This is a genomic window from Rhodanobacter glycinis (genome assembly GCF_006438785.1).
GTDB lineage: Bacteria > Pseudomonadota > Gammaproteobacteria > Xanthomonadales > Rhodanobacteraceae > Rhodanobacter > Rhodanobacter glycinis_A.
The window spans coordinates 75,232-97,535 of record NZ_RCZB01000008.1 but is presented as its reverse complement, the minus strand read 5'-3'; the positions used below and the strand labels follow the sequence as shown (position 1 = coordinate 97,535).

Annotated in this window: 23 protein-coding genes and 1 pseudogene; 7 read left to right on the top strand and 17 right to left on the bottom strand. The window is 66.5% G+C overall.

Annotation, left to right across the window (positions count from 1 at the left end):
- The coding region (locus EAH75_RS19295; RefSeq protein WP_277752559.1) for an oxidoreductase C-terminal domain-containing protein at positions 1-271 on the top strand (271 nt) is incomplete at its 5' end.
- A gap of 99 nt (positions 272-370) precedes the next feature.
- On the opposite strand, the pseudogene EAH75_RS19290 reads toward EAH75_RS19295, so the two are convergent.
- From EAH75_RS19290 to EAH75_RS19260, 7 genes and pseudogenes are all read right to left on the bottom strand, one after another.
- A pseudogene (locus EAH75_RS19290) lies at positions 371-661 on the bottom strand (RlmI/RlmK family 23S rRNA methyltransferase); the annotation flags it as partial.
- Between the two features lie 8 nt (positions 662-669).
- Positions 670-1,842, bottom strand: a complete 1,173-nt coding sequence (locus EAH75_RS19285) for a class I SAM-dependent rRNA methyltransferase (protein ID WP_140655776.1) — start codon at positions 1,840-1,842, stop codon at positions 670-672.
- Positions 1,843-1,905: 63 nt separating this feature from the next.
- Positions 1,906-2,343: a hypothetical protein gene (locus EAH75_RS19280; protein ID WP_140655779.1), complete on the bottom strand. Its 438-nt coding sequence runs from the start codon at positions 2,341-2,343 to the stop codon at positions 1,906-1,908.
- 107 nt (positions 2,344-2,450) lie between these two features.
- Positions 2,451-3,632, bottom strand: a complete 1,182-nt coding sequence (locus EAH75_RS19275) for a glutathionylspermidine synthase family protein (RefSeq protein ID WP_140655783.1) — start codon at positions 3,630-3,632, stop codon at positions 2,451-2,453.
- The gene (locus EAH75_RS19270; protein WP_140655788.1) at positions 3,632-4,174 is read right to left on the bottom strand and encodes a DUF1190 domain-containing protein; all 543 of its coding nucleotides are present in this window, start codon (positions 4,172-4,174) and stop codon (positions 3,632-3,634) included. Before EAH75_RS19270 ends, EAH75_RS19275 begins: the two co-directional genes overlap by 1 nt.
- A 106-nt stretch (positions 4,175-4,280) precedes the next feature.
- On the bottom strand, positions 4,281-5,228 hold the full coding sequence (locus EAH75_RS19265) for a serine/threonine protein kinase (RefSeq protein ID WP_140655791.1): 948 nt from the start codon (positions 5,226-5,228) through the stop codon (positions 4,281-4,283).
- Positions 5,225-5,665 (bottom strand): hotdog fold thioesterase, encoded by a 441-nt coding sequence (locus tag EAH75_RS19260; protein ID WP_140806544.1) that lies wholly within the window; start codon positions 5,663-5,665, stop codon positions 5,225-5,227. The genes EAH75_RS19265 and EAH75_RS19260 overlap by 4 nt, the downstream gene beginning before the upstream one ends.
- Before the next feature lie 62 nt (positions 5,666-5,727).
- On the opposite strand from EAH75_RS19260, the gene EAH75_RS19255 reads away from it, so the two are divergent.
- Positions 5,728-6,795, top strand: a complete 1,068-nt coding sequence (locus tag EAH75_RS19255; RefSeq protein WP_140806542.1) for a 2Fe-2S iron-sulfur cluster-binding protein — start codon at positions 5,728-5,730, stop codon at positions 6,793-6,795.
- Between the two features lie 66 nt (positions 6,796-6,861).
- Here EAH75_RS19255 and EAH75_RS19250 read toward each other — a convergent pair whose 3' ends face one another.
- The 3 genes from EAH75_RS19250 to EAH75_RS19240 form a co-directional block, all read right to left on the bottom strand.
- Entirely contained in the window at positions 6,862-7,308 is a 447-nt protein-coding gene (locus EAH75_RS19250) for a rhodanese-like domain-containing protein (protein WP_140655800.1), read from the bottom strand.
- An 81-nt stretch (positions 7,309-7,389) separates the two neighbouring features.
- Entirely contained in the window at positions 7,390-7,803 is a 414-nt protein-coding gene (locus EAH75_RS19245; protein ID WP_140655803.1) for a hypothetical protein, read from the bottom strand.
- Between the two features lie 57 nt (positions 7,804-7,860).
- On the bottom strand, positions 7,861-8,334 hold the full coding sequence (locus EAH75_RS19240) for a YiiD C-terminal domain-containing protein (RefSeq protein ID WP_140655806.1): 474 nt from the start codon (positions 8,332-8,334) through the stop codon (positions 7,861-7,863).
- Between the two features lie 90 nt (positions 8,335-8,424).
- Here EAH75_RS19240 and EAH75_RS19235 point away from each other — a divergent pair, with 90 nt between their 5' ends.
- From EAH75_RS19235 to EAH75_RS19225, 3 genes are read left to right on the top strand one after another with little or no spacing between them, the layout of a single operon-like run.
- Entirely contained in the window at positions 8,425-9,195 is a 771-nt protein-coding gene (locus tag EAH75_RS19235; RefSeq protein ID WP_140655809.1) for a uroporphyrinogen-III synthase, read from the top strand.
- A 57-nt stretch (positions 9,196-9,252) separates the two neighbouring features.
- Positions 9,253-10,419 (top strand): uroporphyrinogen-III C-methyltransferase, encoded by a 1,167-nt coding sequence (locus tag EAH75_RS19230; protein ID WP_140806541.1) that lies wholly within the window; start codon positions 9,253-9,255, stop codon positions 10,417-10,419.
- The gene (locus tag EAH75_RS19225) at positions 10,416-11,672 is read left to right on the top strand and encodes a heme biosynthesis HemY N-terminal domain-containing protein (protein ID WP_140655815.1); all 1,257 of its coding nucleotides are present in this window, start codon (positions 10,416-10,418) and stop codon (positions 11,670-11,672) included. The genes EAH75_RS19230 and EAH75_RS19225 overlap by 4 nt, the downstream gene beginning before the upstream one ends.
- Before the next feature lie 27 nt (positions 11,673-11,699).
- On the opposite strand, the gene EAH75_RS19220 is transcribed toward EAH75_RS19225, so the two are convergent.
- The 5 genes from EAH75_RS19220 to polA form a co-directional block, all read right to left on the bottom strand.
- Positions 11,700-12,278 (bottom strand): hypothetical protein, encoded by a 579-nt coding sequence (locus tag EAH75_RS19220; protein WP_140655829.1) that lies wholly within the window; start codon positions 12,276-12,278, stop codon positions 11,700-11,702.
- A 12-nt stretch (positions 12,279-12,290) separates the two neighbouring features.
- A complete protein-coding gene (locus EAH75_RS19215) occupies positions 12,291-12,869 on the bottom strand; it encodes a hypothetical protein (RefSeq protein WP_140655832.1) in 579 nt (192 codons plus the stop codon).
- A 247-nt stretch (positions 12,870-13,116) separates the two neighbouring features.
- Positions 13,117-15,321, bottom strand: coding sequence for a DNA helicase II (uvrD, locus tag EAH75_RS19210; protein WP_140655836.1), 2,205 nt, complete (start codon positions 15,319-15,321; stop codon positions 13,117-13,119).
- Positions 15,322-15,403: 82 nt separating this feature from the next.
- Complete coding sequence (locus tag EAH75_RS19205) at positions 15,404-15,625, bottom strand: hypothetical protein (protein WP_140655839.1); 222 nt, start codon at positions 15,623-15,625, stop codon at positions 15,404-15,406.
- A gap of 334 nt (positions 15,626-15,959) precedes the next feature.
- Positions 15,960-18,713 carry a DNA polymerase I gene (gene polA / locus EAH75_RS19200; RefSeq protein WP_140806540.1) on the bottom strand — a complete coding sequence of 918 codons (2,754 nt, stop codon included), beginning with the start codon at positions 18,711-18,713 and terminating at the stop codon, positions 15,960-15,962.
- Positions 18,714-18,806: 93 nt separating this feature from the next.
- Here polA and EAH75_RS19195 point away from each other — a divergent pair, with 93 nt between their 5' ends.
- Positions 18,807-19,316 carry a DUF2782 domain-containing protein gene (locus EAH75_RS19195; protein ID WP_140655845.1) on the top strand — a complete coding sequence of 170 codons (510 nt, stop codon included), beginning with the start codon at positions 18,807-18,809 and terminating at the stop codon, positions 19,314-19,316.
- A 75-nt stretch (positions 19,317-19,391) separates the two neighbouring features.
- Complete coding sequence (locus EAH75_RS19190) at positions 19,392-19,823, top strand: EamA family transporter (RefSeq protein WP_140655848.1); 432 nt, start codon at positions 19,392-19,394, stop codon at positions 19,821-19,823.
- Between the two features lie 10 nt (positions 19,824-19,833).
- On the opposite strand, the gene EAH75_RS19185 is transcribed toward EAH75_RS19190, so the two are convergent.
- A complete protein-coding gene (locus EAH75_RS19185) occupies positions 19,834-20,544 on the bottom strand; it encodes a glutathione S-transferase (RefSeq protein WP_140806539.1) in 711 nt (236 codons plus the stop codon).
- Between the two features lie 83 nt (positions 20,545-20,627).
- The gene (gene purH, locus EAH75_RS19180; protein ID WP_140655854.1) at positions 20,628-22,238 is read right to left on the bottom strand and encodes a bifunctional phosphoribosylaminoimidazolecarboxamide formyltransferase/IMP cyclohydrolase; all 1,611 of its coding nucleotides are present in this window, start codon (positions 22,236-22,238) and stop codon (positions 20,628-20,630) included.
- Positions 22,239-22,304 lie beyond the last annotated feature (66 nt).

The following is a 22,304-nucleotide window of genomic DNA, read 5'->3' as shown; positions in this document are numbered from 1 at the left end:
GGAGGCATACACCACGCTGCCGTTCTTCTATTCCGACCTGTTCGATCTTGGCTATGAAGCGGTCGGCCTGCTCGATACCCGGCTGCAGGTGATCGAGGACTGGCGCGAGCCGAACCGCGAGGGCGTGGTGTATTACCTCGACGGCGGCCGCGTGCGCGGCGTGCTGCTATGGAACGTATGGGATCAGGTGGATGCCGCGCGCGAACTGATCGCGGAGTCGGGGCCGTTCGATGCTGCATCGCTGCGTGGACGGCTGTCGCGCAAGGCGTAGGCGCCAGTTGTCGTGGGAGCGGCTTCAGCCGCGATGCTTTTCATCATGGCCGGCAAAGACATCGCGGCTGAAGCCGCTCCCACGAAAAAGCTGGCGGCTTCAATCCACCCGGCAGTACACCGCCTTCAGATAGCGGCCTTCCGGCACATCGGTACGGAATGGATGGTCGGCACCGGCGCCGCGCACCTCCAGCACCTGGATCTCGCGGCCGGCGTTGAGCGCGACGCGGCGCAGCATCTCCAGGAATTCGCTTTCGCCGACCAGGCCGGTGCACGAGCAGGTCAGCAGCAGGCCGCCGGGCGGGATGATGTCCAGCGCCATGCGGTTCATCGCGAAGTACTTCTTCAGCGCGTCCATCACCTTGCTGCGGTCGCGGGTGAGCTTGGCCGGANGCGGCTTCAATCCACCCGGCAGTACACCGCCTTCAGATAGCGGCCTTCCGGCACATCGGTACGGAATGGATGGTCGGCACCGGCGCCGCGCACCTCCAGCACCTGGATCTCGCGGCCGGCGTTGAGCGCGACGCGGCGCAGCATCTCCAGGAATTCGCTTTCGCCGACCAGGCCGGTGCACGAGCAGGTCAGCAGCAGGCCGCCGGGCGGGATGATGTCCAGCGCCATGCGGTTCATCGCGAAGTACTTCTTCAGCGCGTCCATCACCTTGCTGCGGTCGCGGGTGAGCTTGGCCGGATCGAGGATCACCGCGTCGTACTGCTCGCCGCGCGCCACCGCGGCGCGCACCCAGTCGAAGATGTCCGATTGTTCGAACGTCACCGCGACGTTATTCGCGGCGGCGTTTGCGCGGGCGATGTCCAGGATGCCCGCGTCCAGATCGACGCCGACCGCTTCGCGCGCGCCGGCCGCCATTGCATGCACCGCGAAGCCGCCGGCGTTGCAGCACAGATCGAGCACGCGGCGGCCCTTGGCCAGTTCGGCGAAGCGCTTGCGGTTGTCGCGCTGATCGGCGAAGAAGCCGGTCTTGTGGCCGGAGCCGGGCGCGGCGTGGAAGCGCAGACCGTGCTCATGTACTTCGACCGCTTCGGGCACATCGCCGCTGCGGCAGTCGAACGACTCCTGCTTCTGCACGTGCGATTCGGCGAACCAGTACAGCCGGGCGCCGGGGAAGTGGCTGAGCAGCGCAGCGTGGATCGCCTCGCGGAAACGCCACATGCCGGCAGCGAAATATTCGATCACCAGGATGTCGGCATAGCGATCGACGATCAGCCCGGACAGGTCGTCGCCTTCGCTATGCACCACGCGCCAGGCGTCGCTGACCTTGTCGAGTTGCAGCCACTCGCGACGCAACTGCACCGCGCGAGCGATGCGCGCGGCGATCCAGTCCGTGTCGATTGCCTGATCCGGATGACTGTCGAGCAGACGCAGCGCGATCCGCGCATGGCCGTTCCAGAATGCACGGCCGACGAAACGGCCGTTCGCGTCCTGCACTTCGACCACGCTGCCTGGCGGCAGTTTCGATTCCGGCTTGTAGATCTGCGCCGACCACACCCACGGATGGCCGGGGTTGCGGTCGGATTTCAGACGGATGACGGGCAGGGTAGCGGGAGTATTCATTCCGCCATGATAGCTGGTGCCCGAGGCGCCTCCCCGCCTTGCAGGGCAGGGAGCGAATCGTAGTCAGCGCAGCCGCAGCACCAGCCACGACAGCAGCGCCAGCAGGTTGATGCCGAGCCGCGACACCGCCGGGCCGGCCACCGCCAGCACGAAACCCTGGCTGCCGAAGTGCCAGTCGATGCCCAGCCGCGGCGCGGCCTGCAGCGTGGCGAACACATTCACGAACGCACCGCAGTGCAGTGCGTAGCTGAAGACCGGCAGTGCGATCAGCGGCAGCTGCAACAGCTGCGCCCAGCTCGACATGCGCACGCCGCGCTCGCTGCCGTCGATCAATTGCACGCCGGCGGCCAGCACAAAGCCGTACAGCGCCAGGCCGATCAGCGCGAGCACGCTGTCGTGGGCCGAACCGAACGGCAGCAGCCGATGCAGCATCGCCGCCACGCCGTACAGGCCGCCGGCGATTTCGAGGATGCCGATCAGGCGAAAGAAAATGTTGCGCACGGGTGGCCTCGCTCAAAAAGCGCAAGCTTAGCTGAGCGTGGCCGGCGCCGACTGCGCAGGGCGTCGTGATCTTTCATGCGGATGCCGTTGGCAAGCGGCAACGCGACTCAGGCAATCAGTATGCCGCGCGTTTCCTCGACGATCGCATGCGGCACGAAGCGGGCGCTGTCCTGGGTGATCAGCGAGCTGTCCTCGCGGATGCCGATGCCGCAGGCGCGGTCGCCGACGATCCAGCTGCCGATCAACGGGTAGTGGCCGTCGAAGGCTGTCAGCGGATGGCAGGCCTGGCGGATGCACGGCCCATCGCGGTACGGGCCGTCGGTGCGCAGCTCGCGGCCGTCGTCCAGGTGCATCGCGATGTTGGCGCCCTCGCGCGAATGCAGCGGCTTGCGTACCCAGCCGCGCGGCAACTCACCGCCGGCGTCGAACTCGGCCGGCAGCAGGTTCGGGTGGCCGCGGTGGGCGTCCCACAGCAGCGGCAGAATGCCCTTGTTGCTGAGCAGCGCCTTCCACGGCGGCTCGATCAGTTGCAGGCCGGAGCGCGGCAGATACGCGCCGAACGCTTCGCGGAACATGTCCTCCAGCGGATACAGCTTGAACAGGCAACCGATCACCCGGTCGTCGAGGTCGGTGAAACGGCCATCGCTGGAGATGCCGATGTCCTCGATCGCCAGCGTGCCGCAATCGATGCCGGCCTGCACGGCACAATCGCGCAGGTAGGCGATTGTGCCCTGATCCTCCACCGAATCGCGCACGGCGGCGAAGTGGAACGGACGGGCGATGCCGCGCGCGATGGTGCCGAACGCTTCCACCAATGACTCGTAGATCGAGTTGAACTGATCGCTGCCGGCTGGCAGCTGGCCACCCGCGAGCTGGTCTTCCAGCCATTGCCACTGGAAGAATGCGGCCTCGAACAGCGAGGTGGGCGTGTCGTAGTTCAGCTCGTACAGTTTCGCCGGGCCGTGGCCGTCGTAGGCAAAATCCATGCGGCCGTACAGGTGTGGCTGGCGCTCGCGCCAGCTCTGCGCGATCCAGTCGCGGTACGGCTCGGGGATCGCCAACTGCTGCATGTGCTGCTCGCTGCCGACGATGCGCTCGACCATGTCCAGCGCCATCACGTGCAGCTCTTCGCTGGGCGCTTCGAGATCCTGCTCGATCTCGCGCAGGCTGAACGCGTAGTACGCCGACTCGTCCCAGTACGGCGCATCGTCGATAGTGTGGAAACCGAAGCCGCACTCGGCCGCCTTGGCGCGCCAGTCGGGGCGCTCGGCCGTGATGACGCGGCGCATCAGCCGCCGATGCCGCGGCTGTTGCCGAATCTGCCGAAGCCGGAGCGGCTGCTGGTGACGGCGCGGTTCGGTGCGGCATTGATTGGCACCATCGCCGTGGCGGCGCCGCCACGATAGACACCGCCGCTAACTCCGCCGGCGGCCGGCCGCTGCCAGCCACCGCTGTTGTCGCGGAACGCCGGTGCGCTGTTGAAGCCGTTCATCGGCGAGCCGTTGCGCAGCATCTGCGACAGGAAGAAGCCAGTCATCAGCGGGCCGAAGAACGAATGGCTGGCGCCGTCATTGCGCTCGGCGCACTGTTCCTTGCCGTAGCTGGCCTCGCATGCCTCGCGATTGGCGAAACGTGGCGCGGTGGTTGCCGCATCCTTCTGCGCCTTGGCAAACGCCTGTTGGCAGGTGCTGCTGTCATTGGTCTGCGCCACGCAGGCCTCGACCGAGGTGTACAGCCCTTCGCGGGACGCGCTCTCGCTGCGATCGCAGGCGGTCAGCAGCAACGGGGCCGCACTCATCAGCAACAGGGCGGCGGTCTTGGATCGCTTCATGGGGACACTCGCGCGGGATATCAGCCCAAGCATGCCTGCTTGCCCGTGCGGATGAAAGTTCCTGCGGATCCGGTGTGCGCAAACGCCACAGTCGCGCCGCTGACGGTTATTCGAGCTCGTCCGCCAACTCGTGAAGATCGGCGATGTGCTGTTCCCACCAGCGCGATTCGGCGGCGAACGGGAACGCGGCGGGGAACGCCGGATCGTGCCAGCGTGCGGCGATCCAGCCGGCGTAGTGCAGCTGGCGCATGGCGCGCAGCGCCGGGATCAGCGCCAGCTCGGCATGGTCGAAATCACGAAATTGCTGATAGCCCTCGAGCACGGCTTTCATCGCGCGCTCGTCGCCGGCGAGCATCCACAAATCCTGCACGGCCGGCCCGGTGCGCGCATCGTCGAAATCGACGAAGTGCGGGCCGGCATCGGTCCACAGCACGTTGCCGGGATGGCAGTCGCCATGCAGGCGCAGTTGCCGCAGCGGACCGAGCGCTTCGAGGCGCGCCGCGATGGCGCCATCGAGCCGGCTGGCGGCGGCACGGTAATTTGTCTGCAGGGAGATCGGCAGCAGGAGCGAATCGAGCACCGCCTGCATCGGCTGCTGCACCATGGTGACGCGATCGAGCCGGCCGCGGTGGACGAAGGGCGCGCGTGCGCCAACCACATGCATGCGTGCAATCAACCGGCCCAGCCACTGCAACTGATCGAGCGCTTCCAGTTCGGGCGCGCGGCCGCCGCGACGTGGCGTCAGTGCGTAGCGGAAGCCGTCGTGGCGCAGCAGGGTCTGGCCATCGAACGCCAGCGGCGCGACCGCCGGCAATTCGGCGTCGGCCAGTTCCTGCGCGAAGCGGTGTTCTTCGACGATCGCCGCATCGCTCCAGCGGCCGGGTCGATAGAATTTCGCGATCACCGGTGACGCGTCTTCGAGTCCGACCTGCCACACGCGGTTCTCGTAACTGTTCAGCGCGAGCAGGCGGCCATCCGGCCACAAACCGCAGGCAGCGACCGCGTCGAGCACCAGGTCGGGAGTGAGGCTGGCGTAGGGCGTGTCGTTGCTCAACGCAGGCCCACGGTACGCGCGGCAATCACTGCCATGGTGATGCGCGAGATGCATACCAGCGAGCTTTCCTCGTTCTCGATGCGGATCTCCCACACCTGGGTGGTGCGCCCGATGTGCAGCGCACGCGCGGTGCCGGTGACGGTGCCGCTGCGCACGCCGCGAAGATGATTGGCATTGATGTCCAGGCCGACGGCCAGCTCCTTCTCCGGATCGAGCGTGAGCATCGCGGCGGTGCTGCCCAGGGTCTCGGCCAGCACCACCGAGGCACCACCGTGCAGCAGTCCGTACGGCTGGTGGGTGCGATGGTCGACCGGCATCGTGCCCTGCAGCCAGTCGTCGCCGATCGCACTGATGCGGATGCCCAGCGTCTCCATCATGGTGTTGGCGCTCCATGCGTTGATGCGCGCCAGATCGGCGGGCTGTTTCCAGATGCTCATCGTTGATTCCTTCGGTGCGAGCCCGCATTGTTGTCCGCTCCGATCGCCGCGACAATGCATGCGTGTTTAACGTCACTCTCAAATCCTCTGGCCGCCAGTTTTCGGTGGCAGCCGGTGAAACCGTGCTGGAAGCGGCTCAGCGGGCGGGCGTGGCGTTGCCGTATTCGTGTCGCGCCGGCGTCTGCGGCAGCTGCAAGGCGACCTTGCTGCAGGGGCATTGCGAGTACCCGCGCAACCCGCCGCTGGCGCTGAGTGCCAGCGCGCTGGCGCATCACGCGGTGCTGTTGTGTCAGGCGGTACCGACCAGCGACCTGCTGCTGGAGGCGCGCGAAGTGACCTCGGTGGAGGACATCGCGCGACGCCAGCTCGGCATGGTGGTGACCGAGAAGTGGCAGCTGGCGTCGGACGTGACTGGCCTGCGCCTGCTGCCGTCGCACGGCGAGCGCCGGCTCAACCGCCTGCCGGGCCAATACCTGGATGTGTTGCTGGAGGACGGCAAGCGGCGACCGTTCTCGATCGCCAATGGCCCGCAGGCCGATGGCATGGTCGAACTGCATGTGCGGCACGTCGCGGGCGGCGGCTTCACGTCATGGGTCAACGATGCGCTGAAGGTGGGCGATCACCTGCGCGTAGAGGGACCGCTGGGTACCTTCGTGCCGCGCGAGGATTCGGAGCGACCGATGCTGTTCGTCGCCGGTGGCACCGGCTTTGCACCGGTCAAGGCGATCGTCGAGCACTTCATCGCGCTGGGTACGCGCCGGCCGATGCAGCTGTACTGGGGCGCACGCGTGGCGGCGGACCTGTATCTGCGTCCGCTGGCCGAACGCTGGGCCGCCGAATTGCCGAACCTGCAGTTCCACGCGGTGGTGTCCGAGCCCGTGCATGCCGAACAGGCGACGGGTCTGCGCACGGGTCTGGTGCATGAGGCCGTACTGGTCGATCACCCCGACCTGTCCGGCTACGACGTATACATGGGCGGCCCGCCAGCGATGATCGACGCGGCGCACCAGCGGTTTCTCGATGCGGGGTTGCCGGAAGAGCGGCTGTACTACGACTCGTTCGAGTACGCGCCGGATGTGCTGGCGCAGATCATCGCCGGGCGGGCCGGCTTCCACGACCTGCATGGCTGAGGTTTAGCTGCTGCTTGCACGTAACATGGGCCGAGGCATCCCTCGGCAAAGATCACGAGCGCGTGCTTATTTGTTGCCTTTGGCAACCGGCAACTGCGCCGCGTGCCATGCCAGCACGCCGCCGCCCAGCGTATGCACCTTGGTGAAGCCGGCCTTGACCAGCCGCTGCGCGGCCTTGATCGAGTTGCCGCGGCCGTCCTTGTCCATCACCACCACCGGCAGGTCCTTCGCCTTGGCCAGATCCTTCTTTTCCGGATCGAACTGGCTCATCGCCACATGCCGGGCGCCGGGCACGTGCATCTTCTCGAAGTCGGCCAGCGACGACAGGTCGATCAGCAGCGGGGTTTCGCGGTTGATCAGCCCGGTCAGCCCGGCCGGGGTCAGCTCGCGGGTCTTGCTGAAGAGCTGCATGAGCTGGGTGGCGATCAACGCCACCAGCAGCACCACGAACAGGGCCGCCAAGGCCACATGATTGCCGATAAATTCGGGCAGCTTGTGCAGAAAATCGTTCATCGTCAGTCCACGGGTGCTTTGATCGCACCGACTCGGGTAAACCGTCGATTATACGGGTAGCGCGCGCCTGCCGTGGCCAGCTCAGTCCTGCGTGATATCCGGCAGCCCGCTGGTCAGCCACCAGTGCTTGGTCTTTTCGTCGTAATGCCAGGTCTGGTGGTCGACGACGGTGCGTTCGGACTGGGTATGGATATTGACCAGGCTGATCTGCGCCGTCTGCTGCACATCGAAATCGCCGGTCGGCACCGGGCCGGCACCGTTGTCGTATTCGGTTACGCGCACCTGCTGGTAGCGCGCCAGGTCCAGCGCGTTCAGCGGATGGGCGGCGCGCAGCGCGGGGTCGATGAATTGCGCGGCGCTCTGGAAATCGCCCCAGCGCAGCGTGCTGCCGTAGGCGTTGAGCGTGGTGGTCAGCGCGTCGCTGCGCGTCTTGGTGGCGCAGCCGGCCAGCAACAGCACGGACAGCACGGCGAGAATGCTCGGAATGCGGCGCATGGGTGGTTCTCCCCCGGTGGATATCCGTCCATTCTGCCTCAAGCGGATACCCGCAGCTCAGTCGCGCCGTTTGGCCACGAAGCGCGCGCTCAAGGTGGCAGCGGGCTTGCCGTCGTCGCCCGGCACCACGCAGGCGACTTCGATGCGCGCCCGGCCGCGTGTGGTCAGCGTGTTGAAGAACGTGGTCCAGTTGGCGGCGGCGGCCAGCCGCGCCTCGCTGCGAAAGTCCTGCCACAGCGGCGACAGGTAACGCACGCTGGATTCGGCCACGAACACGTCGCAATCGTGGCCGTAGCGGCGCAGCGCCATTTCCACCAGCGCCCAGCCGCTCAAGGTCATCAGGCTGACCAGGCTGCCGCCGAACGCGCAACCCTTGTCGTTGACATTCGGCGCCAGCGGCGCCAGCAGGCTGAGCATGTCGTCGTCGCTGTGGATCAGCTGCAGATCCATCGCATGGGCCAGCGGAATCTCGTCGCGGATGAACTGGATCAGCTGCTGCGCTTGCGCGGTGGTGTCGTCGGTCGTGCTCACGTTGATCGGGATCCATGGGGAAGGGAAGACCTCCCAGTGTAGGGCGGCCGTTACACTGCGGCCATGGCAGTGACCGGATGCGGTGCGCGGATGCAGCGACAACCCCCAGCGAGCAACGACCACCTGCGCGGCCGGATCGTGGTGATCACCCGTCCTGCCGGCACGGCGACGGCGTTGGCGCGCCGGGTACGCGCCCGCGGCGGCCTGCCGTTGTTGCTGCCAGGCCTGGCCTTGCGCAGCGTGGCCGATCAGGTCGCCGCGCGCGCCGGCCTGCGTGCCGCGCTGGCGGATGAACTGGTGATCTTCACCAGTCCCGCGGCGGTACGTCATGCCGCGGCGCTGATGCCATTGCAGACCACGGCTAGCGTGCTGGCGGTGGGCCAGGGTACCGCGCGCGCACTGCGACGGCATGGCATCGCCGCGCCGCTGGCACCGCAGCGACAGGACAGCGAAGGCCTGCTGGAACATCCCGTCCTGCATGACCTGGGTGGTCGCCGCGTCGCCCTGATCGGCGCACCCGGCGGCCGCGGTGTGTTGCGCGAACAGCTCGCGGCGCGCGGGGCGCAACTGCGCGAACTGCACGTCTACCACCGGGTGCCACCACGGCTGGACCGCCGTCACGTGGATGCATTGCTGCAGTTGCCCGCGTCGGCACGGGTACTGCTGTCCAGTGCCGAGGCATTGCAGAATCTGCATCAGCTGTTGCCGCCACCAGTATGGGCGCGGCTGTGTGCGGCAACCGCCGTGGTCAGCAGCGAACGCCTCGACGCGGCGGCGCGCGCTGCCGGCTTCACGCGTACGATGCTGGCCGTCTCGGCGCTGTCGGCCGATCTGCTCGATACGGCGATGTGCACGCGTTGACGCTTCTTCACGCGGCCTTGCTACGGGCGCGGGCGCATGGGCTGTTAGCATGCGCGAATGAGCAACGTAGACAAGCCGAACGAGCCCACCGCGCCCGAGGGCGCCCGTCCCGACCCCATGCTGGTCGATCCGCTGCCGATACGCCCGATGCGCGATGCCGCGCCACGATCCGCACCGCGCCCACACGCTGGCGGCAGCCTGGCACTGGCGGTGCTGCTGTCGCTGGTCGCGGTGGGTGCCTGTGGCTACATCGGCTGGCGCCAGTGGCTGCAGGAGCAGGGTAACGCCGCCGACAGCCAGAGCGTAGCCGGCCTACAGCAGCGAGTGGGCACGTTGGAAACCACGCTGGCCGGTGTCAGCGGCGAACGCAACAGCCTCAACCAGCGCCTGAGCGATGCGGCGGCAGTCAATCGGTCGCTGCGCGAAGAACTGCTCGGCCAGACCGAACGTACGCGCAACCTCGAAGACGCCGTGGCGAAGCTGGCCGAGAAGAGCCTGTCCGGGCACGACGCGATGCTGCTGGACGAAACCGAATCGCTGCTGCGCATGGCCAGCGAACGCTACACGCTGTTCCACGACGCGCAGGGCGCGGCCGCCGCCTATGCGCTGGCCGACCAGACCCTGGCTGCGGTCAACGACAGCGCGTTCGGTGGCCTGCGCCAGAGCATCAGTGCCGAACGCGAGGCGCTGGCGAAGAGCCAGCCAGCCAGCCAGGCCAGCGCGCTGCAGCAGCTCACCGAACTGCGCGGCAGCCTGGCCAGCCTGCCGCTGAAATCGCTCGACACGGCGAACAGCACGCAACCGACCGATGCGTGGTCGCGGATCGGCCGCGCGTTGGCCAGTGTGGTCAGCGTGCAGCGCGACAACGGCGCGCCGCTGGCGATAGCCGATGCGCGCTTCGCGCGTGAACTGGCTGCGCTCGATCTGGCCCAGGCGCAAGCCGCGTTGCTGGCCTACGACAGCAAGGACTACGCGGCGGCGCTGCAACGCGTGGACGGCAGTCTGTCGACCCAGTTCGACAGCAATGCGCCGGCAGTGCAGCAGGCGCGCAAGGCGCTTGCTGCACTGGCCACGCAGCTGCCGACGAGCGCACCGGTGCAACTCGGCGCTGCGCTGACCGAGCTGCGCAATCTGCGCACCGTGCATGCACTCAGCCCGGCCGCCAGTAACGCCGCCCCTGCCGCCGCCAGCAGTGTCGCGCCGGCGGGCGGAGTCCGGCCATGAAGGTTTGGCGCTGGATCCTGCTGCTGGTGATCATCGCCGCGCTGGCCGCGTTCGGCTGGCACTGGGTAGCGGAAGATCCCGGCTATGTGCTGCTGCGTCTGCGCGGCTGGCAGGTGGAGACCACCGTGGTTGCGGCGCTGCTGATCCTGCTGCTGGCATGGGCCTTGCTCACCGTGCTGTGGCGTCTGCTGCGCTGGCCGTTCGGCGCGTTCTCGCGCCGGCATCGGCGGGTCAGCCAGCAGCGTCTCGGCGAAGGCCTGGTCGCGCTGATCGAAGGTCGCCACGGCGATGCTGAACGTGATCTCAACCGCGCCTCGCGGCTGGACAGCCTGCGTGGGCCGGCCCTGCTCGCTTCGGCCGAAGCGGCATCGCGCCGCGGCGAACATGGCCGCGCACTGGAAGCACTGAACCAGGCTGCGCACTCCGCACCGCAGGCCGCGCGCGTGCTGCGTGCCCGCGTGCTGCGTCGCGATGGCAAGCCGGCCGAGGCACTGGCGTTGCTGGTTCCCGAATCGGACAAGGGCACGCTGACCCCCGGCGGCTGGCGCGAGCTGGCCCTGGCGGCGCTGGCCAACGGCGATATCCGGCGCGCGCGCGACGCGCTCGATCCGCTGCAGAAAAGCGGTGCACTTGGCAGCCGCGCCTATGCGGTGCTGGAGGCACAGGTGCTCACCGCCACCATCAACGCGGCAGCGGATGGCGCCAGCCTCAACATGCTGTGGTCGCAACTGCCGAAGGTGCAACGTCGCGTGCCCGCGGTGATCGACGCGTATGCCCGCCGCGCGGCCTCGTTCGGCCTGACCTTGCCGGCGATGGATGAAGTGGAATCCGCGCTGCGCCGCGAGTGGTCGCCGCTGCTGATCGAAACTTACGGCACGCTGGCCGGCGACGACGTCGAAGCGCGCCTGCGCCGCGCCGAAGGCTGGCTCGATGCACGTCCCAACGATGCCAACCTGCTGCTCACGCTGGGTCGCATGTGCGTGCGGCTGAAGCTATGGGGCAAGGCGCGCCAGCACCTCGAGCGTTCGCTCGCGCTGGCGCCGGGAGCGGCCGCGTGGGAAGCGCTGGGCGATACCTTCGCCGGGCAGGGCGACGCGGAGCAGGCGCAGCGCTGCTATCGCAACGCGCTGGTGTTCGGTCGTGGCGAGGCAGTCACGCCGCTGGCGCAAAGTGCGCGTACTGGCCAGCTCGATACCCACCCGATCGCAGTCGAGGAACGCGACGTCCACGGCGTGCCGCGGTTGCGGGAATAGACGCGTCTGGCCCAGGCTGCCGGACCTTCACTGGGCCGTCGGAAGGTCGAACAGTTTCGGGTCGCAGGTTGCCGTGACGTCGTAGCCGAACGCGTAGTAAAGCTGTGTCCTGAGCTTGCCGTCGGCAATCAGGAACAGGTTGCTGCCTTCACTGCCCAGACAGGTCTCCACGCGGGATGTGTTGCCTGACGGCGCTGTTCCGATGCGCAGAATCGTTCCGGCGGATGTCGCATCGGCAGTGGCTGTTGGCGCACCGATCACGACGGCTCCGATGAACGGATCACCCTTCAATGCGGCCGGCATCTGTTTCAGCCGGTAGCGGAATACCGGATTGCCGAACAACGCGTCGCTGACCGGCCCGGTCGATCCGTTCGGCGCTTCCAGGGCGTCGCCCTGCAGGCGGAGACAGCACTGCACGGAGCCCTTGGCGCCGGGATATTGCAGCTGGATCGGAATCGTCGCGGAAAGGTGGCTATCGGTGGTGTAGAGATAGGCCGCACCGTCGACGGTCGCCACGAAACCGGTTTCGATTCCGGCGTCCTTGGTCTGTCCGGTGGCGCAGGCTGCGGCGGTGGCGCAGGCCAGCACGATGAGGATTCGATGCATGAATGTCATCGCTCAGTGCCCGTCATCCGACCAGTGCGGCGCGTCGCTGACCAGCTTGATCACGCCGTAGCTCTTGCCCACCGGGTTAAGGTCCTTGAGTGAGTGAATCGGCATCGCCTTGCCGGACGCATCGTTCACCGATTTGCCCACGACCCCGCTGATCGTCATGTCGATGGCGCGTTTCTGCGTGTGCCGCGAAACCAGCACGGCCGAGTGAGCCATGGCGTATCCGCTGACCATGGCGGACGCCGCCTTCACCGCCGCCTTCGGGTCGCTCTGGCCGGTAGCATCGAGGTGCGCCCAGTCGATGTTGACGCCGGCCTTGGCCTCGATGCTCGCAGGCGAGGCACCGTCCTTCGCGATCGCCCATGCGTAGTGCATCAGATACGCCCGTTCCGGTGGGCGATAGGTTGCCGAGATGGTGACCGACCCGCCCGCGGCTTCGATGGCTGCGATGAAGCTGGTCACCGCCTTGGAAAACGCCGGGGTGAGATCGCCCAGATTCGTACTGGTCGGGTAGCGGGCCACCCACTGCGCGCCGCTGCGTTCGAGCGCCGAATGCGGTGTCAACGCGATGGTGGTGCTGCTCACGCCTGCGCCCGCCGCCGGCTGACCGGCCGCGACACTGAAAGGTGCGATAAGTGGCGAATCCAGGAGCGGCGCTGGCGCATTCCATACCGGGTAAGGAATCAACGCGTTTCCATTTGGCCATGGCGACAGGGTGCGGGGATTGACCGGCCACGGGTGACGGAAGTTGGCCATGCGGTTCTGCCCTGTACGATTATCCGGTCAAGCTATACCCGGCGATGGGGCGAATCAAGCCGTACCCCGTACCACGCTACAGCGGCGTCAGATTCGCGTACGCCGCCACCAGCCACTTGCTGCCGGCAGCTTCGAAATTCACCTGCAGCCGGGTATGCGAGCCGCTGCCTTCGGCGCTGATCACCACGCCCTCGCCGAAGCTGGGATGACTGACGCGCTGGCCCAGTTTCACCGGCAGGGTTTCTTCGAGCGATGGCGATATTTCGACAGGGCGGCCGGCATAGAGCGGACGGGTGACGTGCACGCGCGGGCGTACTTCGTCGATCAGCTCGGCCGGCATTTCGCCGAGGAAGCGTGACGGTCGCGCCAGCATTTCGGTGCCGTGCATGCGGCGCGATTCGGCGTGGGTGACGATGAGTTTTTCGCGGGCGCGGGTGATGCCGACGTAAGCGAGCCGGCGCTCCTCTTCCAGCCGGCCCTCGTCGTCGACCGAACGCTGGCTGGGGAACAGTCCTTCTTCCATGCCGACCAGAAACACCACCGGAAACTCCAGCCCCTTGGCCGAATGCAGGGTCATCAGCTGCACGCAGTCGTCCCATGCCTCGCCCTGGTTTTCGCCGGCTTCCAGCGTGGCATGCGACAGGAACGCCGACAGTTCGCTCAGGCCCGAGTCGATGTCCTCGGCGGTGCGTTCGAAACGACTGGCCACGTTGACCAGTTCGTCCAGGTTCTCCACCCGCGACTCGGCGTTGCCGCGCGAATCCTTTTCGTAGAAGTCGCGCAGGCCGGTGTGGGTGATCGCGTGGTCGATCTGTTCGGCGAGGGTCAGTCCACCCTTTTCGCCTTCGGGAGCGGGTGGCTGAAATGCGCGCGCCATCTCGTCGATCAGCACGAAGAAAGCCTTCACCGCATTCTTCGCGCGACCAGCGAGTTCGCTGCCGCTGCTCAGTTCGTTCAGTGCCGCTTCCCACATCGAGATGTCCTCGCCGCGTGCGCGGCGACGCAAGGCGTCCAGCGTGCGATCGCCGATGCCTCGCGTGGGCGTGTTGACGGCACGCTCGAACGCGGCGTCGTCATGCCGATTTGCGGTGAGCCGCAGATAGGCCAGCGCGTCCTTGACCTCGGCGCGGTCGAAGAAGCGCTGGCCACCGTAGACGCGATAGGGAAGGTCGCGCTGGATCAGCTGCTCCTCGAAATTGCGTGACTGCGCATTCGAGCGGTACAGGATGGCGCAGTCCTTCGCCTGGCCATGTTCGTTGATGTATTCGCGGATGCGCTCGATCACGAAGCGCGCCTCGTCCTGCTCGTTGTAGGCGGCATACAGCGCGATGCGCTCGCCATCGTCGCCGGCGGTCCACAAGTGCTTGCCGAGGCGGCTGCCGTTGCGTTCGATCACGCTGTTGGCGGCCTTCAGGATGGTCGAGGTGGAGCGGTAGTTCTGCTCCAGCTTGATCGTGCGGGCGCCGGGAAAGTCGCGCAGGAACTGCGCCATGTTCTCGACCTTGGCGCCGCGCCAGCCGTAGATCGACTGGTCGTCGTCGCCGACCGCAAAGACTTTGCCGGTGCTGCCGGCGAGCACGCGGATCCACGCGTACTGCAGCGTGTTGGTGTCCTGGAATTCGTCGATCAGCAGATGCCGCCAGCGCTGCTGGTAGTGTTCCAGTACGGCCGGGTTCTTCAACCACAACTCGTGCGCGCGCAGCAGCAATTCGCCGAAGTCGACCAGGCCGGCGCGGCGGCAGGCGTCCTCATAGGCCTGGTAGATCTGCACGAAGGTGCGCGTGACCGGATGGTCGCGGTGCTCGATGCCGTCCGGGCGCTTGCCCTCGTCCTTCCAGTTGTTGATCTGCCAGCTGGCCTGGCGTGGCGGAAATTTCGCGTCGTCCAGACCCAGCCCGGCAACGACGCGCTTGACCAGCCGCAGCTGGTCGTCCGAATCCAGGATCTGGAAGGTTTCGGGCAGCCCCGCCTCGCGCCAGTGCCGGCGCAGCAGCCGATGGGCGATGCCGTGGAAGGTGCCGACGGTGAGGCCCTGGGTGCCGCCGGGAATCAGCGCTTCCAGCCGCGCGCGCATCTCGCCGGCGGCCTTGTTGGTGAAGGTGACGGCGAGGATCGCCCATGGCGGCACCCGTTCGGCCTGGGTCAGCCAGCCGATGCGGTGGGTCAGTACGCGGGTCTTGCCGGAGCCGGCGCCAGCCAGCACCAGATAGTGGCCGGGTGGGGCGCAGACAGCTTCGCGCTGCGCTTCGTTGAGCGGGTCGATCAGGTACGAGACATCCATCGCACCCATTGTAGTGGGCGCAAAAGAAAACCGCCGCGAATGGATGGACCATCAGCAGCGGTTTTTGGTGGCGACGACGTACTCAGCGATTCTTGCTGGCGATCCCGCCGACGACCAGCAGGCCGCCAATCACGATGCCGGCGATGCCGATCCACTGCGGCACGGATTTTGTGTGGGTGGCTTCGATCTTGGCCGGGCCGAGCTGCGCCACGGTGTCGGTCTGCTTGTAGCTGCCGTTGCCGGCGACGACCCAGATGCCGGCGATCAGCAGGATGATGCCGGCGATGAAAAGTCCTGCGCGCATGGATGTTCCCCTTGAGTGGATGTGGATCGAGTATGCCCGGCGCCGCTGTGCATGAAATGTACAGGGTGGCGTATTGCGGGCAAAAAAAGCCCCGGAGGCTAGGGGGAGCCTCCGGGGCGGGGGCAGACACGAAGACCCAGGGGAGAGGTTCGTGCCTGTGGCGGCTCAGGGAGGTGAGCCAGCCGTGGATGCCGTTGCGTGCATCCGTAGTGTTAGTGCGTGATTGGCGGAGAAAGTTGCATTATTTTCAAAGAAATTTAGAAACGATTCATTCTCATGAAAAGTTAACCGCCAAGTCGTTGTTGCGCATAAAGGTATTCACCGGCCACCCGTCTCAGTGCGCCTCGTCCCAGTTCGCGCCCACGCCCACATCGACCAGCAATGGCACCGCCAGTTCCGCGGCGCCGGACATCCGTTCGACCACTGCGGCGCGTACTTCGTCGATCGCATCCGCGCGCACCTCGAACACCAGTTCATCGTGTACCTGCATCAGCATGTGGGCGTCGTCGCGGCCTTTCAGCCATGCTGCCACCGCGATCATCGCGCGCTTGATGATGTCGGCCGCGCTCCCCTGCATCGGCGCGTTCACCGCAGCGCGCTCGGCGCCTTGCCGCAAACCCTGGTTGCGCGAGGTGAGGTTTTCCAGATACAGCCGACGGCCGAAGATCGTTTCGACGTAGCCGTCGCGATGGGCCTGTTCGCGCGTCGCATCCATGAAGGCGCGCACGCCCGGGTAGCGCGAGAAATAGCGGCCCATGTAATCGCTGGCCTCGCCGCGGTCGACGCCGAGCTGGCGCGCCAGCCCGAACGCGCTCATGCCGTACATCAGGCCAAAGTTGATCGCCTTGGCGGCGCGACGCTGATTGGTGGTGATGTCCTCCGGCGGCACACCGAACACTTCCGCCGCGGTGGCGCGATGCACGTCGCCGCCGGAATGGAACGCGCGCAGCAGCCCTTCGTCACCTGACAGGTGCGCCATGATGCGCAGCTCGATCTGCGAGTAATCTGCCGCCAGCACCTGCCAGCCCGGCGGCGCGATGAATGCCTGGCGGATGCGCCGGCCTTCTTCGGTGCGCACCGGGATGTTCTGCAGGTTCGGATCGGACGAGGAGATCCGCCCGGTCGCCACCGAGCCCTGGTGATAGCTGGTATGCACGCGGCCGGTGCGAGGGTTGACGATGCTGGACAGCTTGTCGGTATAGGTGGAGCGCAACTTCGCCAGGCTGCGGTAATCGAGGATCAGCCGTGGCAGTTCGTGGGTGTCGGCGATCGCTTCTAGCGCTTCCTCGTTGGTCGACGGCTGGCCGGTCGGCGTCTTCAGTTTCGCCTGCAGGCCGAGTTCGTCGAACAGCACGGCCTGCAGCTGCTTGGGCGAATCGAGGTTGAACTCGTGTCCGGCCACGGCATGCGCCTGCTGCTGCAATTCCAGCATGCGCTTGCCCAGCTGCTGGCTCTGCCGGCGCAGCACGTCGCCGTCGATCAGCACGCCGCGCTGCTCCATCGCGGCCAGCACCGGCACCAGCGGAATCTCGATCTCCTCGTAGACCTTGCGCAACGCCGGCACGCTGTCGAGCTTGGGCCACAGCGCGAGGTGCAGGCGCAAAGTGATGTCGGCATCCTCGGCGGCGTAGCGGCAGGCGGTGTCCAGGTCCACCTGCGAAAACGAGATCTGCCGGGCACCCTTGCCCGCGACCTGCTCGTACTTGATCGTCTCGTAGCCGAGATATTTCTTCGCCAGCGAGTCCATGTCGTGGCGTGTCGCGGTGGCGTTCCACACGTAGGATTCCAGCATCGAGTCGTGTTTCAGACCCTGCACGACGATGCCGTAGTTCGACAGGATGTTGATGTCGTACTTCGCATGCTGGCCAAGCTTCGGTCGGGCCGGATCCTCGAAGATCGGCTTCAGTGCGCGCAGTACCTCGTCGCGATCGAGCTGGTTCGGCACGCCGGGATAGTCGTGGCCGAGCGGGATGTAACAGGCCTTGCCGGCTTCCACCGCAAAGCTGATGCCGACGATGTCCGCACGCATCGCGTCGATGCTGGTGGTCTCGGTGTCGAACGCGATCAGCTCTGCGCGGTGCAGTCTTTCCAGCCAGGCGTTGACCTGCGCCTGCGTGGTGACCAGCTCGTAGTCGCCCGGAGCGGACAGGGCGGCATCAATGACTGCGACAGGCCCCGACAGAACGGCCGGTTCGACGGCTCTGGCTTCCCCTGCTTGCTGTTCCACGATCCCCGTTGCCTGCTCGGCGGAGTCCAGATCCTTCAGCGCCGCCTTGAACTCGTAGCGTTCATACAGCTCGCGCAACTGCGCGGTGTCGGCATCGCGCTGGGCCAGGTCGGTGGGGCCGAACTCCAGCGGCACGTCGATCTTGATCGTCACCAGTTCACGCGACAACGGAAGTCGCGGCAACGCCTCGCGCAGGCTTTCGCCGATCTTGCCGCCGATCTTGTCGGCGTTCGCGATCACGCCGTCTAGGGTGTGGTATTCGGCCAGCCATTTGGCGGCGGTCTTGGGCCCGCACTTGGGCACACCCGGCACGTTGTCGACGATGTCTCCGGTGAGTGCGAGGAAGTCGATGATCTGCTCCGGCCGCACGCCGAATTTCTCCATCACGCCGGCGCTGTCCATGACGGTATTGCTCATGGTGTTGACCAGGGTGACGTGCGGGCTGACCAGCTGCGCCATGTCCTTGTCGCTGGTGGAAACCAGCACCTCGATACCCAGCGCCTGCGCCTGCACCGCCAGCGTGCCGATCACGTCATCGGCCTCGACGCCGGGCACGCGCAGGATCGGAAAGCCGAGCGCGCCGACGATGGCCAGCATCGGCTCGACCTGGGCACGCAGATCGTCCGGCATGGGTGGGCGATTCGCCTTGTATTGGGCGTACAGCGTATCGCGGAAGGTCGGCCCGGGCGCATCGCTGACGAAGGCCAGATAGTCCGGCTTCGCCTTAAGCGTGGCGCGCAGCATGTTGACTACGCCGAACAGAGCACCCGTCGGCTCGCCATGGGTGTTGCTCAGCGGCGGCAGCGCATGGAACGCGCGATACAGGTAGGAGGAGCCGTCGATCAGGATTAATTTGGCCATGCGCCATTCTCGCATGCGAGCATGGGACGTCGTGCTTCACGGAAGGTCCGTTGATGCACTGTTATGCTCTGCTCCCCGATCGAGGTTGCCACCATGAAAACCGCTGTCCTGCTGGTCGCCGCCAGCGCCCTGTTCGTATCAGGTGTGTTCGCGCAATCATCCCCTTCGACAAACGTGCCGCCGCCGCCCGGCATCCACGATCCGGGCGTGACAGCCGTGACGCCGCCGGTCAGGCACGCTGCCCATGCCACCACCGCGCCGAAACACCAGTCGCTTGACCTGAAGCCGCAGGCGCTGCCGGCGATGCGGGATAACGGCGCCGCGCCGGCCGGCAGGGACAAGGCACTGCCGCAGATCAGGGTGCGCCAGGACGGCGACAACAGCATCCAGGAATACAGCCGCAACGGCCGGGTCTACATGGTGGTGGTGACTCCGAAGAACGGCATCGAGCAGACCTACATGGTCGACCCCGAGGGCCGGCTGGTCGATGAGCATGGCAAGAAGCCGGTGGGACCGGTGATGTACAAGGTGCTGGAGTGGGGCAAGAGCAAGCCGCCCGCTGAGGATTCGGCCACGCCGGCGCAGGACGACGGCGGCAACTGAGTCGTGCACTGAATGCCGTCGGCGCTGCCCTGCGCCGTGACGGCGCCGGATCGATGTCGAACGGAGGGCCGTGCCATGCAACTGCGTGAAAGCTGGTTGCTGTTTGCGCTGGGTTCGGCGCTGTTCGCGGCGTTGACCGCACTGTTCGGCAAGCTCGGCGTGGTCGGCATCAACTCCAACCTCGCCACCTTTATCCGCACCATTGTGATCCTGCTGGTCACCGCCGGCATCCTCAGCCTGCGCCAGGAATGGGCCAAGCCTACCGGCCTGCCGCTGCACAGCTGGCTGTTCCTGGTGCTATCCGGCATCGCCACGGGGCTGTCGTGGCTGTGCTATTACCGCGCGCTGCAACTGGGACCGGTGAGCAAGGTGGCACCGATCGACAAGCTCAGCGTGGCACTGGCGATCGTGCTGGGGCTGGTGTTTCTGGGCGAGCGGCCGAGCTGGCCGCTGCTGATCGGCGGCGTGCTGATCGTTGCTGGCGCGGTGGTGATCGCACTGTTCTGAGCGGCATCGCTCAGCGCGGATCATCGAGCTCCGGGTAGTGGCGGAAGATGCCGTTCTCGTTGAACGGCAGTCGTCGCGATGAGTCCAGGTACGCCGCGATGTGCGGCCGTTCAGCCACTCGCCCGCTCAGTGCGCGCAACAGTGGCAATTGATGTCCCAGCCGCTGCATCGCACGGGGGAACGCGTAGCCCAGTCCAGCCATCAGCTGGAACAGCGAAAGGTCGACATAGGAGTGTTCGCGCAAGGCATGGCGACCACCGCCGCGCTCCAGCACCTGCTCGAAGTAGTCCAGGAATTTCGGCAGCCGCGTTTCGCGCAGATCCGCCGCGCGCCGTTGCGCTTCGGCGCGTTGATCCTCGTAATACAGGCTGCTGGCGATCGGGTGGTGTGCATCGTGCACTTCGGCCACCAGGTCGCAGATGGTCAGCTGCAACTGGTGTGCATACAGTCGCCGGCTTTCGCTTTCCGGCACCAGGCCAAGTGTCGGGCCGAGATACTGCAGGATGTTCGCGACCTGTGCGATCACCAGCCGGCCCGCCTTGAGAAACGGTGGCGCGAATGGCAACGCGCCTTCATGGGTGCCGTCCAGGAAGCGCACGATGGCGTCGTCACCCTGCTCGCGGGCCACGTCGTCGTAGCTGGCGCCGGCGTCTTCCAGCGCCAGGCGCACGAACTCGCCGCGACCCTGGATGCCGGTCCAGTAATACAGCTCGTAATGCATGGCGGCCTCCGGAGCGAAGACCTCCATGCTGGGACGAGTGACTTCTACGGGAGGTGAGCGCGCTCCCGCTCTCGCGGGTTGCCTCAGTGCCGGAAGTGGCGCATGCCGGTGAACACCATCGCCATGTCATGCTCGTCGGCAGCGGCGATCACTTCGGCGTCGCGCATCGAACCGCCCGGCTGGATCACTGCGCTGATGCCGGCAGCAGCGGCCGCGTCGATGCCGTCGCGGAACGGGAAGAACGCGTCGGACGCCATTACCGAGCCGCGTACCTCGAGCTTCTCGTCGGCCGCCTTGATGCCGGCGATCTTCGCGCTGTAGACGCGGCTCATCTGGCCGGCGCCGATGCCGATGGTCTGGCGGTCGCGGGCATAGACGATGGCGTTGCTCTTGACGAACTTGGCCACCTTCCAGGCGAAGATCAGGTCGTGGATCTGCGCCTCGGTCGGCGCGCGGCGGGTGACGATCTTCAGATCGTCCGCGCCGATCATGCCGGTGTCGGCGCTCTGGATCAGCAGGCCCGAGCCCACGCGTTTGGAAATGTTGCCGGGATGTGCATGCAGCAGGCTGCCGTCGGTCGGCAGCGGGATCACCAGCACGCGCACGTTGCCTTTCCTGCTGAACGCCTTCAGCGCCTCATCCGCGTAGCCCGGGGCCAGCACCACCTCGACGAACTGGCGCTCGACGATGGCGCGCGCGGTGGCTTCGTCGACTTCACGGTTGAACGCGATGATGCCGCCGAACGCGGAGGTGGGGTCGGTCTGGAACGCGAGGTCGTACGCCTTGCCGATGCCGTCCAGGCTCACCGCCACGCCACACGGGTTGGCGTGCTTGACGATCACGCAGGCCGGTTTCACGAAGCTGCGCACGCATTCCCATGCAGCGTCGGCGTCGGCGATGTTGTTGAACGACAACTCCTTGCCCTGCAACTGGCGAAACGTGGCCAGCGTGCCGGGCGCCGGATGCAGGTCGCGGTAGAACGCGGCCTGCTGATGCGGGTTCTCGCCGTAGCGCAGGTCCATCAGCTTGACGAAGCGGCCGTTGACCTGGCCGGGGAAGGCAGCGTGGCCGGCAATGGTGTCCTGCGTGTCGTTGAGTTCGAGGCCGGACAGGTAATCGCTGATCGCGCCGTCGTAGCTGGACACGTTGTTGAACGCGGCGACCGCCAGCTTGAAGCGGGTGGTGCGGCTGAGGCCGCCCTGGCTTTCGATCTCGGTCAGCGCGGATTCGTATTGATCGGGCGAGGTGAGCACGCCCACATCGTTCCAGTTCTTCGCTGCCGAACGCAACATCGCCGGGCCGCCGATGTCGATGTTCTCGATCGCCTGCTCCAGCGTGCAGTCGGGCCTCGCCACCGTGCTTTCGAACGGATACAGGTTCAGCACCAGCAGGTCGATCGGTGCGATGCCAAGTTCGGCCATCACCGCGTCGTCGGTGCCGCGCCGACCGAGCAGGCCGCCATGCACTTTCGGGTGCAGCGTCTTGACGCGGCCGTCCATGATCTCGGGAAAACCGGTGACGTCGCTGACGTCGGTGACCTTGATGCCGGCCTCGCGCAGTGCTTTCGCGCTGCCGCCGGTGGAGAGCAGCTCGATGCCTTTGGCAGCGAGGCGTCGGCCCAGATCGATCAGGCCGGCCTTGTCGGAAACGCTGAGCAGGGCGCGACGGACCGGGACGAGCTGGGGCGTGGACATGAGCGGGTTTCCAGGTGGGGAAAGCCGCTCATTATAGCCGTCCGGATGGTCGGCAGTTTCGGCGGG

Bases quoted from the DNA above. Each gene is read 5' to 3' on its own strand.
- EAH75_RS19285 (WP_140655776.1), bottom strand. From the start codon at position 1,842: ATGAATACTCCCGCTACCCTGCCCGTCATCCGTCTGAAATCCGACCGC.
- EAH75_RS19275 (WP_140655783.1), bottom strand. From the start codon at position 3,632: ATGCGCCGCGTCATCACGGCCGAGCGCCCCGACTGGCGCGCCAAGGCG.
- EAH75_RS19270 (WP_140655788.1), bottom strand. From the start codon at position 4,174: ATGAAGCGATCCAAGACCGCCGCCCTGTTGCTGATGAGTGCGGCCCCG.
- EAH75_RS19260 (WP_140806544.1), bottom strand. From the start codon at position 5,665: ATGAGCATCTGGAAACAGCCCGCCGATCTGGCGCGCATCAACGCATGG.
- EAH75_RS19250 (WP_140655800.1), bottom strand. From the start codon at position 7,308: ATGAACGATTTTCTGCACAAGCTGCCCGAATTTATCGGCAATCATGTG.
- EAH75_RS19245 (WP_140655803.1), bottom strand. From the start codon at position 7,803: ATGCGCCGCATTCCGAGCATTCTCGCCGTGCTGTCCGTGCTGTTGCTG.
- EAH75_RS19235 (WP_140655809.1), top strand. From the start codon at position 8,425: ATGCAGCGACAACCCCCAGCGAGCAACGACCACCTGCGCGGCCGGATC.
- EAH75_RS19230 (WP_140806541.1), top strand. From the start codon at position 9,253: ATGAGCAACGTAGACAAGCCGAACGAGCCCACCGCGCCCGAGGGCGCC.
- EAH75_RS19225 (WP_140655815.1), top strand. From the start codon at position 10,416: ATGAAGGTTTGGCGCTGGATCCTGCTGCTGGTGATCATCGCCGCGCTG.
- EAH75_RS19220 (WP_140655829.1), bottom strand. From the start codon at position 12,278: ATGCATCGAATCCTCATCGTGCTGGCCTGCGCCACCGCCGCAGCCTGC.
- uvrD (WP_140655836.1), bottom strand. From the start codon at position 15,321: ATGGATGTCTCGTACCTGATCGACCCGCTCAACGAAGCGCAGCGCGAA.
- EAH75_RS19205 (WP_140655839.1), bottom strand. From the start codon at position 15,625: ATGCGCGCAGGACTTTTCATCGCCGGCATCATCCTGCTGATCGCCGGC.
- polA (WP_140806540.1), bottom strand. From the start codon at position 18,713: ATGGCCAAATTAATCCTGATCGACGGCTCCTCCTACCTGTATCGCGCG.
- EAH75_RS19195 (WP_140655845.1), top strand. From the start codon at position 18,807: ATGAAAACCGCTGTCCTGCTGGTCGCCGCCAGCGCCCTGTTCGTATCA.
- EAH75_RS19190 (WP_140655848.1), top strand. From the start codon at position 19,392: ATGCAACTGCGTGAAAGCTGGTTGCTGTTTGCGCTGGGTTCGGCGCTG.
- EAH75_RS19185 (WP_140806539.1), bottom strand. From the start codon at position 20,544: ATGCATTACGAGCTGTATTACTGGACCGGCATCCAGGGTCGCGGCGAG.
- purH (WP_140655854.1), bottom strand. From the start codon at position 22,238: ATGTCCACGCCCCAGCTCGTCCCGGTCCGTCGCGCCCTGCTCAGCGTT.